The following is an 11,686-nucleotide window of genomic DNA, read 5'->3' as shown; positions in this document are numbered from 1 at the left end:
GCAGGTCAACGTCCGGTCCATCATCGCTTCCTCACTCGATATCCACGCAGGAACAGTCGAGCGGACGAGGCCGACCGAGAATGGCGTCGCGGTGTCCGATGAACGCTGGCAGCAGTTGAAGCAGGAGGCCCGCGACCTGCGATTCTTCAACGGCATCCTCGGCAACGCTGCGACCGTTCCCGGCGTACAGGGAACCGCCGCGGAGATCGCCTTCAACGATGACGGCATCTACAGCGCCACCTACAACGGTGGGCCGAACGATGTCGTAAACCACGATGAAGTCTTCCCCGAATATGACGGTGTTGTGGTCGAGGCCGGCGCGCGGATCACCACCGCGCCGCTCGGCATCACGACGCTGATCGGCCATAATGTAACCAATCGGGGCACCATCACAGCGACGCAGGGCCAGGTGCTGCTGGCCGCCGGCCGTTCGATCGCGCTAATCGACGCCAACAACCGCACCACGGGCAAGATCAGCGGCTATGTCCCGGCGATCGACCGCGGCGGCCTGGTGGTGAACGAAGGGCTGATCGAATCGCGGCTGGGCAATGTGTCGCTGGCGGGCAAGCATGTGACGCATAGCGGCGTGATCGCGGCGACGACCAGCGCGGAACAGGCCGGATCGGTGCTGATTTCTGCCACCAACGGCATCTACCAGCGCTCCGACGCCAGCAATCTTCTGTACTATGCGAGCAATATCTTCGGCTCTGGCCTCCATCGCGGCACGGTCAGCCTTGGCGAAGGCAGCCATATCTCGATCCTGCCCGATACCAACGACGAGCCGCGCACCGCGCCGCAGTTCCAGCGGTCGTTCGTGGAAATCTCCGGCGGGAAGATCCTGTTCGAGGATAATTCGACGCTGTGGGCGCCCGGAGCGAACGCCAGCTTGCAGGCGACGATCCAGATAGGCGGTTGGGACTATAATACTGAGTTCGGCCGGCTCTATCTGGGCAAGGGAGCGGTGCTCGATGTGTCCGGCCTCAATGGCATCGAGATCGACATGGAGAGCAACAGCGTCAAGGCGGAACTGCGCGCCAATGAACTGGCCGATAATCCGGTGCTGCGTGACAGCATATTGCGCGGCGAGACGGTGTGGTTCGATGGCCGATTGGGCGAGAAGCTGACCGACGGCTCCGGCATCGCGGACTTTACCGGCTGGTATGATCTGATCCAGCGTGATGGCGCGCAATTCATGACCGTGGGCGGCACCATCAATGTGAACGCCAACGAGGTGATCGCACGCGAAGGCTCGCTCATAGACCTGTCGGGCGGTAGCGTGGTCTATAATGACGGCAATGTTCGCCGGACCAAATTGATCGACCAGTTTGGTCGGATCACACCCATTGAATTTGCTCAGCGCGGTGTAAACTATGTCGGTCTGGAAGGTGATTTTGTTGTCAGCCACGAACGCTGGGGGGTGACTGAAACTTTCCGCAACCCCTTTGCGCGTGTGACCGAGGGAAGCTGGCAGCGTGGCTATGTCGAGGGCCGTTCGGCCGGCGCGCTCAACATCGTCAGTGTCGGCGGTGCTATCCAGCAGTCGGGCAACAATCAGGAAGGCGATGTCGCCCTTATCTTCGAGGGCGCGGTGCGCGCGGGCGTGATCGTCGGAGACTATCAAAGCGAGGCTCCGGCGGGCGCGGGCGTGACCGATCTCACCCGCATATGGCGGGAACGGCCGCGGCAGGGCACGCTGCTGGTGGGCCGGAGCGACAATTTCGGCACGTGGGCGCGGATAAACGGCGGCAACATCACCATCGGCGATCTGGAGCCCCGGCTGGGCGCGGATTTCACCTCCGCCAGCGCGCTGTTCGATTTCGCGAACAATCGTGTGCCGCTGGTGGCGGGGCTGGCCACGCACGACCATTGGCTGCCGACCGCCTGGTTCGACGGCGCCAATTTCGGCAATGTCACCTTCTACAGCGGCGTGACCGGCGAGATGAATTACGTGGCCAGCCCCGATGGCTACACGCTGAAGCCGGGCGGCACCGCTTCCGGCGGAACGCTGACCATCGGCAAGGGCGTGACGATGGATCTGGGCGACCATGGTTCGCTCAACTTCGTCGGCAACCGGGCGGAGATCGACGGCACCATCCGCGCCGCCGGCGGCGACGTGCGGCTGGAAGCGCAGTTCGTGCCGGCTCTCGACACCAATCCCGGTTCGACCATCTGGGCAGGCCTGCCCGACATCTGGCGGCCGGGAATCCGGCTGGGCGAAGGCGCGGTGATCGACGTAGCGGGCCGCTGGAGCAACAACTGGCTGGAAGCGCTGGACGGCGAGGCTTTGACCAGGCCGGTGGTGGATGGTGGGCAGGTGCAGCTCGTCGGCTACGACATCCGCCTGCTGGCCGGTTCGCTGATCGACGTTGGCGGCGGGGCGCATCTGGCGACGGACGGCCGGACGCTGACGCTGGGCGACGGCGGCAGCATCGTGATCGACAACAGCAATGCGGTAGTTGGCATCAGTCCCGCGCAGACGACGCCGGGAGATGGCGCGCTGGTGCTGGAAGGCACGCTGTCGGCACTGGCGCCCGGCAGGGGCGGATCGCTGACCATCGACACCAGCGATGAACTGATCGTGGCCGACGACTGGGGCGATCTGGCGGCGATTGCCGGTGGCGTGCTGGAAGCGGGCACGGCGGCGCCCAGGGACGTGGTGCTGGCGGAAGCACTAACGCTACCGGCCGGGATACTGCTCACCTTCGATGCCTCGAATCGTGTGACGGGCACGCTTACCGGCGGCCAGACACTGATGGCGTCCACGATCCCCATCCTCAACAACGCCGCCAACAGGGTCACGCTGCTTCAGGACTGGATCGTGCCGGAAGGCGTGATCGTGCGCACGACCACCACCTCGCCCGGCAATGCGGCCCAGGTTGTCTATGGCGACGGAAAGACGACCCTGCTGCCGGTCGGCACTACCCTGCGCTCGTTCGGAACCAGTTCCAGCAATGGCACCTTGCCCGCAGGCTTCACCGTGCCCGAGGGGCTGTTCAGTTATGACGACGGGACGCAAGGGCTGAAGCTAGCGGATGCAGCGCAAGTGCTGATCCCGGCCGGCACGGTTCTGGAAGCGCCGATAGTTCTGGCCGCAGGTTTTGTGCTGTCCAAGGGGTCTACACTGCCGGAGGATGTTTCCGTCAACAACAGCTTCCGGCTGGTGACGCCCGATTTCTTCCAGGGCGGCGCCATTGCCGGCGCACCGGATGACTGGGGCGATCTGGCGGCCATTGCCGGCGGCGTGCTGGAGGCCGGCACCGCCGCGCCGATCCGGCTGAAGCTGACGAGGCCGCTTGTGATCGCTGCCGGCGAGCCGCTGCCGGCGGATACCAGCTTCCGCTCGATGCTCCTGCCGCCCGACACCCCGGTGGCCGCACGCTCCTACCTCGACTACAGCGAATGGGTGACGCCGCTCACTCTTGCCGGCGAATGGACCGTGCCCGCCGGAATCACTGTCAACTCCGCCCAGTATGTCGATGGTCGCTGGCTATATCTGCAATCCTACTACGGGGGGGCGACCGTTCCGGCCGGAACCCGTATCGGCTATATCAGCGGCAATCTTGATGCGGGCGGATCGCTGCCCGGATCCGCCTTCCCGGACGGGCTTACGGTCCGAAGCGCGCTCACCCAGGCGGCGGTCAAGGGCAGCACGCTCGACTATGCCGTCAGCATTCCGGCCGGCGCCTTCATCGACGCCGGAACGGTGCTGGGCGATGATGCCGCCATCGCCTTCGCCTCCCGCCTGGCCGGGCAGGATTTCGAGCAGGCCGGCTTCACCAGCCTCAGCCTGTCGGGCGCGCGGGGGCTGACCGTGACTTCGGGCACCGAGATCGCGCCGACGGTGGATGTGCTGCACCTGACCGGGCGGACGCGCGAAATCGCTACGGGCGCGAGGCTGGCCGATCTGGCGGGGATCGACGGATCGGGGGTCAGCCGGGTCAATTCCAACGATCTGCTGGAAGCACAACGCCCCGCGATCGACCTGACGCTGGCCAGCTACAATCTGGTCAGCACGTCCAACCGGGTGCAGGCGAAACCGAGCACCTTCGAATACAACCGGTCACAATATCCCGGATCGGTGACGGTCGAGGCCGGCGCGTCGATCCTGCTGCCCGCCGAATCGCGGCTGAAACTGGACAGCCTCAATTCCATATTCGTCGATGGCACGATCAGCGCGCCGGGCGGCGAGATCGCCATCGGCACCACTTTCCACTGGGGCGCGCAGACCGCGATCCGCGTCGGCGACAATGCCCGGCTGCTCGCGGCGGGATATAATGTGACCGACTGGCGCGACGGGCTTGCCGTCCGCAGCGTCGCCGATGGCGGCGCGATCCGCATCGGCACTGCGGGCGAACAGGGCGACTTGCCGGTGCTGATCGGCGCCGGCGCGCTGCTCGACGTGTCGGGCGTCGCCGGCATCGCCGACTTGCCGGACGGCACGCGCGCCCTCGATCTCGGCCGGGGCGGGCCGCTGACGCCGGTTGCAGTGGACGGCGCGGCGGGCAGCATCACCGTCGGCCTCGGCAGCGGCGCGATTGCCGGCACCATGCTGCTGGCCCCCGGCGGCGAGACCGGCCGCGGCGGCACGCTGGACGTCGCCGTGTTCACGCAGAGCGGCGCGCGTCTGGTGCAGATCGACGGCGAACTGCCCGAGGATTTCGCGCAGACCAACGCGAACAGCGCCATCCCCGCCTCCATCCGCCTCTTTGCCGACCGGATCAACGGTTCCGGGCTGGAGGATCTGTCGGTGCGCCAGCGTGGCGGCAACGGCAGCTTCGGCTTGCAGTTCGGCGGGGACGTGACGCTCGAAGCGCCGGGCACGGTGAACCTGCGCGCCAGCTATTGGAGCCAGGCCGGAGAAGGTGGCGGCAATGTGCGGGTGAAAGCCTCGCACATCAACATGCGGGCCTATCGGCCGGGCGATCTGGTCAGCGCCGTGCTGGATGCCGCTCCCACCGGCAGCGTCACGCTGGAAGGGGCGCTGATCGACATCGAGGGGGTGCAGTTCCAGAGCGCCGCCGGGCTTGGCGGTTTCGCCGATGTGCGGCTGCTGGCCGATGGCGCGATCCGTCCGTCGCTGCTGGCACCGGGCACACTGCTGCTGTCGGCCGCGCAGGTCTATGCACCCGGCCGCCGCTATTTCAACTCTCCGGATTACTGGCAGGAGGAATATGATCTGGCGGACACCGCGACCGGCCATCTGGTGCGGGCCGGCCAGTCGATCCGTGTCGAAAGCAACGGCAACGCTGCCCCCGTGCCTTATGAAGTGGGCCAGCGGCTGACGCTGCGGGCGCCGGAGATCGACCAGGCGGGCGTGCTGCGCTCGCCGGGCGGGCAGTTGCGGCTGGAAGCGGCCGAGCGACTGACCCTGCATCCGGGCAGCATCACCTCGACCTCGCTCGAAGGGCTGACGGTGCTGGCCTACAACCCCGTGCATTTCGTGACCGGGCTGTTCGACGGCTATGGCCCGACGGGCGCGGTGCCCACCAGCCATGTCACGCTGGAAAGCGACGCGGTGGACGTGCAGGCGGGCGCCGTCATCGACCTATCGGGCGGGGGTGACATCCGCTCGTGGCAGTTCCGTTCGGGCGATGGCGGCACGCGCAACCTGCTGACGGATCTGCGGAACCAGGGCGGGTTCGCCATCATGCCGGCGGCGGCCAACGACACACCCACCTCGATCACGACGGGCAGCAATGGCACGGCCACGGCATACAGCCATTGGGACGAAGTGTGGATTTCGGGCCTGCCGGGCGTGGCGGACGGCTACTACACCGTGCTGCCCACCGAATATGCGCTGCTCGACGGCGCCTATCTGGTGCGTCCGCTGGGCGGGGCGACCGCGGGGCCGGTCGCCACGGTCCAGCGCGACGACGGCGCGCATGTCGTCAGCGGCTACTTCAAAAATGGCGGCACTTCGCAGGCGCAAGACCAGAGCTGGTCATCGTTCGAGGTGATGGACCGGGCAAGCTGGGGGCAATACAGCAATGTCGTCACCTTCTCGTTCAACGAGACCAAGGCGGCGCTGGCTGCCGCTGAAAATATCACACTGCGTCTTCTGAGCGACGCCGGGACGCTGTCAGTCAGGGCCGGCAGCGAACTGGCCCTGAACGGTAAGGCGCTGTGGGCCAGTGAGGGGCTTTCCGGCAATCTCGACATATCGGGCGGGAAGCTGGCACTGGTCGGTAATGGCGCGGTGGCGCCTGAAGGCTGGCTGGCCGTGGATGCGCGGCAGGTCGAGGCACTGGGCGCCGGCAGCGTGCTGCTGGGCGGTGAACGGCCGCGCACCAGCGCCGGCACGGCCAGCGCCGTGCCGGGCAGCATCACGCTCGCCACTCGTGCGACCGACGTGCTGGTCGCCGAGGGCACCGCGCTGACCGTGCCCGAACTGCTGCTCGCCGCTGGCAACAACGTCAGCGTGGGCGAAGGCGCCGTGCTGACGGCCGAAGGGTCAGCGAAGCTTGATGCGTCCAACTTGCTGCTGTCGGGCGACGGGGCGCTCCTGCGTCTCTCTTCAGGCGAGCGGGTGGGACTGGTTCGCAGCGGCGGGTCTGGGGCGATCGGCTCGCTCGCCGTGGCCGACGACGCGGTGCTGAAAACCAGCGGCGTGCTGTTGCTCGACGCCAGCGCCGGCTTCGACCTGTCGCGCGATGCGCTGCTCGATACGGCGCTGCTCGACCTCGCTTCGGAACGCATCAACCTCGGCGCGGTGCCCGAAGATGCGACTGGGACGACCATCGGCCTGGCGACGCTGGAGCGTCTCGCCGCCTCGGCTGACCTGCTGTTGCGGGGCCATCAGTCGATCAACTTCTACGGCGATCTGGCACTCGGCGCGCGCGGCGCCGATGGTCAGGCGAGCCTGCGCAACCTCACGCTCGATACGACGCTGCTGCAAGGGCACCTGGGCGCTGGCGAAACCCTCGCCGTGACAGCGGACGTGCTGACGTTGCGCAACAGCGGCAATGGCGGGACGACCGGCACGGCTGGCACGGGCCGGTTGCTGCTCGATGTGAACACGCTTGCTCTGGGTCCGGGTGCGGGCGCGATCGGCGGCTTTGCCGCGGTGAACGGTAGCGCCGGCGAAATCCGCATGTCCGGCGATGGCCGACTCGCTATGGCCGGGGACATCGACCTTGCCGCCGGGCGCGTCGTTGCCGGCAAGGCGTCGGATTACACGCTGGCCGCAACCGGAGACCTGTCGCTGTCGCAATCGGGCGCGGAAGCCGGGAACGGCGACGCGCAACTGGGCGGCAGGCTGTCGATCCAGGCCGCCAACCTTGCCATCGATACGCGGGTCGAGGCGAAGGCAGGCACCATCCTGCTCGAAGCCCTGTCCGGTGACCTCTCCCTCGGCTCCGGCGCGGTGCTGGACGCCACTGGCGCAACGGTCGATTTCCGCGATGTCGCCAAGCACGCGCCGGGTGGCCTCGTGCGCCTGACCGCTGCCGGCGATGTGCTGGCCGACGCGGAATCGCTAATTGACGTGTCGGGCGATGCGCGCGGCGGCGCGGCGGGCGTGGTCGAAGTGGTTGGCAGCGGGTCGGCGGCGCTTGCCGGCACCCTGCGCGCCGAAAGCGCCGAGGGCCACGCCGGCGGCGGATTCGAGCTGGATGCCGGGACGACGGATTTCGCGGGCCTCAACACCCTGCTGAATGCGGGGCGGTTCACGGCTCTGCGCGATATCCGGCTGGACCAGGCGATCACGCTCGCGGCAGGCGACGCTATCGATGCCCATCGTGTGAGCCTCGTGTCGCGCAGCGGCGATGTGACGATCGCTGGCACCATCGCCGCCAAGGGCGATGCGGTGACGGCCGATGGCGGCCAAGTGTCGCTGTCGGGCCGCAATGTCACGCTTTTGGGCCGGATCGACGCGGCGGCAGCCAGCGTCGATGCCGAGGCTTTCCAGCCGGCTGCCGGCCGGGTGGTGCTGGCAGCTGATGAAGGCCGGGTGGTGCTGGCGTCGGGTTCCGCTATCGACCTCACCGGCGGCCGTGAAGGCGGCGGCCGGCTGGTCGTGCGAGCCGATCGCACCGCCACCGGCGCCAATGCCGACTTGTCGGGCACGGTGACGGGCGCGCGCGACAAACTGCTGGTTGGCAGCGAGATCTATTCGGCGGCTACCGTCGATGCGGCGTTGGCTTCGACGGTGATCGGCGACGCCAATCTGTGGCTTGCCGGCGCTTCGGCGCCTGCGGGCTGGAGCAAGGGCGCGGGCATCGTCATCCGCGCGGGCGGCGATCTGAGGGTTGTCGACGACATCGACCTTGCCGGCATTGCCGGGCCGGGCTATCTGGGCCTCGAAGCTGGCGGCAATCTGATCATCGACGCCACTATCAGCGACGGTTTCGCCTCGGCGTCCGCCGATGCCGCGCTCGATAGCGGTGCCTCGTTCGACTATGGCTTTGCGGCCGGCGGCGACATCAGGCTCGGCGAACTGATCGAGCGGACGCCACCGAGCCTGCTCACGCCCGGCGAGCCCTTGCCTGCGGCGCAGGCGCTTGCGGATATCATGCCGATAACGGTATCGTCCGATTGGGTGGTGCCGAGCGGCATCGGCTATCTGATGACTTCAGATTATTGGTATTATTATCCCGGCGGCACGGTTCCCGCCGGCAAGACCATCATCGCCGGCAGCGGCTCTCTGCTGGCCGGTTTGCCGCTGCCGGCGGCTCTGTTCCCGAACGGCCTCGTCGTGGAAGGCGTGCTGCCGCCCTTCACCGGCACCGGCCGGATCGTCCGCACCGGAACGGGTGACATCGACGTGCGCGCCGGGCAAAACCTGCGCCTGGGCAATGAATCGACCATCTATACGGCCGGCCGGGCAACGGCGACGGACGCCGCCTTCGACCGGACCGGTTATGGCTCGGCCAAGGACGCGGCAACCAGAGTGCTGGGCGAGTTCCCGACGCAGGGTGGCAACGTCAGCCTCGCGGCAGGGGGCGACATCCTCGCGCCTACCGTCGGCCAGTCGGCGTCCGCGTGGCTGTTCCGCTATGGGCAATCCTGGTGGGACGGCAATGCCGACAATCTCCGCACGACCGAGCAGACGAACTGGTCCGTTGTCTATCGCAACTTCGGCTATGCGGTCGGCGCGCTCGGCGGCGGCAATGTCGATGTGCGTGCCGATGGCAACATCGTCGATCTCTCGGTGGCGCTGCCCACGACCGGCCATCAGACCACTGTGGTCGGGGAAAAGCCCGTCGCAAGCGATCTGATCGTGCGTGGCGGCGGCGACCTGTCCGTGCGCTCCGGCAGCGACATCCGGGGCGGCAGCTTCCTTATCGGCAAGGGTCAGGCAACGCTGGTGGCGGCGCATGACATCGCTCAGGGCCAGGCGGTGGAGGGCGGCGTCGTGACCGGCGCTGTCAACGGCGCCGCGCCGGTCGTCACCAAACGCGGCCTTTACCCGCTGTTCGGGCTGATGGACGCGACGGTCAGCGTGATCGGCGCCGCCGATGTCGGGGTGGAAGGCGGCTATGATCCGATGCTGTCTCCGCAGATCTGCGAGAATCTGCTCGGCGCCTGCACCACCGGCGCCACGCTGACCGGCGGCACCGGCACGACCTTCTTCGGCTATTCTCCGCGTGCCGGCATCACGGCTCTGGCGGCTGGCGGCGGCATAGTGTTCGCGGCCAACGGCTATGCCGGCACCTCGCTCAGCCGCTTGAATCGCGCTGCCGCGCTGCGGATCATCCCCCAGGCCACATCGTTCCGGCAGGGGATCCTCCGCTACGAGAATTACGGTCAGGTGGCTCCCGGCACCCTTCGCTTCGCCTCGCTTCAGGGCGATGTGACGGTGAAGCCGGCATGGATCGGTATCGGCGTTGCCAGAACGGTCGGCTCCGGTTCGATCCTGGAGACCGCGCCCTCGCCATTTGGCACGATCGAATGGCTGGCGGCTAAGAATGTCACGATCGACACAAAGGTCGGCACATCGCAGAACATGTACGCTGTCAGCCAGATGGATATCGGCGCGGACTATGTGCGCAATGCCCTGGCGCCGATGCTCACCTACGCCGCGAATGAAGTCCTTAGCGGTAATTCGCAGGCTTCTCTCGCCAACAACTATTACCGCGGCTTCGACCTGCTCCATGCCATGGATGCAGAGCCGCTAAGGATTGTCGCGCTCACCGGCAATATCGGCATTGGCGCTGAACTGAATACAAATGGAGTTCGGCTCATCAGCGCGAAGCCGATCGATCTCTATGCCGCCCAGGATATCAGGAACATCAACGCCGATATCATGCACCTTGATGCGGGAAATCTGTCGCGAGTAATTGCAGGTCGCGATATCTACAATACCGGAAGCTTCCAGGTTGCCGGCCAGGGCCTGCTGTGGATCGAGGCCGGGCGCGACTATCTGACCCCGATGGCCTATCAGGGCGATGTCGTCAGCCTCGGATCTGGGAACAGTAGGTCCAGCGGCAGCGACAATAACCCGGCGCTGCCCGACATCGGCGCCGATATCAGCATCGTCACCGGCACGGCCCAGGGGGTGAATGCTGAAGCTTTCGCCGCGCTTTATCTAGACCCGGCCAAACGCGCCGATCCAGCCTTCGGCCTGTCGCACCCGACCAACCAGGGCAAGGTGGTGCAGACTTACGAGGAGGACGTGCTGCGGCGCGACAGCGCGGGCAATGTCGTGCTCGACGCCAACGGCGATCCGGTGGTGGCGGTGCAAGGGCTCACGAGCTTCCTGCGCGATCTCGGGCTCGAGGCGACCGAAGAGAACCGTCTGGAACTCTTCGCGGCGCTACCCAGGGAAAGGCGGCTGGCCTTCCTCAACGGCATCCTGCTCACCGAATTGCAGCAGACCGGGGTCGACTACAACAACCCTGACGGGTCACGCTTCCAGCAATACACGCGCGGCTATTCGGCGCTGCATCTGCTCTATTCGGGAACGGAGGGCCTCGAGCGTGACAATCCGCTGGGCGGCAACATCACGCTGCGCGACAACTTGATTGAGAGCCGCTCGGGCGGATCGATCAACATGATCGCGCCATATGGCCGTATCGCGCTCGGCGATCCGGCCGCGATCAACCCCAGCAGTGACGGTGTTCTAAGCCGCCGTGGTGGCAGCCTCAGCTTCCTGGCCAATGGCACAATCTCGCTGGACTTGTCGCGGACATTCACCATGCAGGGTGGCGATATCCTGATGTGGACGTCGAACGGTGACATCACCGCTGGCTCGGGCGCCAAGACCAACGTCATCAACCTGCCGCCGGCCTATATCATCGACACTTCGGGCCGGATGTCGGTCAACGTGTTCGGCTTGCAGACCGGCGCGGGCATCGGCGTGCTCGACGCCTTCGAAGGTCGCGACCCGGATCGTCGTCCGAGCCGGCTCGATCTTCTTGCCTTCTTCGGTGAGGTGAATGCGGGCGACGCTGGCATCCGGGTGGTGGGCGACGTCAACATCGCCGCGTTGCGCGTGGTCAATGCCGCCAACATCGAGGTGTCGGGTGACGCGGTGGGCATCCCCGAGGTGCCAGCGGTCAATGTCGGCGCACTCAGCGCCGCATCGGCCGCGACCAGCGCCATCGTCAACGAGGCCGCGCAACTGGCGGAACGCTCCCGCCCGCAGATTCGCACGGAGATCCCGGTCATCCTCACGGTCACGTTCGTCGGGTTCGGCGAATAAAGCCTGAAGGACACATCATCGTCGGCGCCGTTTCGGCGGCGCCAT

At 66.6% G+C, this 11,686-nt stretch carries 1 protein-coding gene; it reads left to right on the top strand.

Going from position 1 to position 11,686, the window contains the following annotated elements; all coding sequences use genetic code 11:
• Positions 1 to 91: 91 nt before the first annotated feature.
• The gene (locus L6Q21_RS02645; RefSeq protein WP_237828927.1) at positions 92 to 11,641 is read left to right on the top strand and encodes a filamentous haemagglutinin family protein; all 11,550 of its coding nucleotides are present in this window, start codon (positions 92 to 94) and stop codon (positions 11,639 to 11,641) included.
• Positions 11,642 to 11,686: the final 45 nt, after the last annotated feature.

The sequence above is a fragment of the Sandaracinobacteroides sayramensis genome (assembly GCF_022014495.1).
GTDB classification, from domain to species: domain Bacteria; phylum Pseudomonadota; class Alphaproteobacteria; order Sphingomonadales; family Sphingomonadaceae; genus Sandaracinobacteroides; species Sandaracinobacteroides sayramense.
Note: the sequence above shows the minus strand (reverse complement) of the source record. Positions and strands in the feature narration are given on the sequence as shown.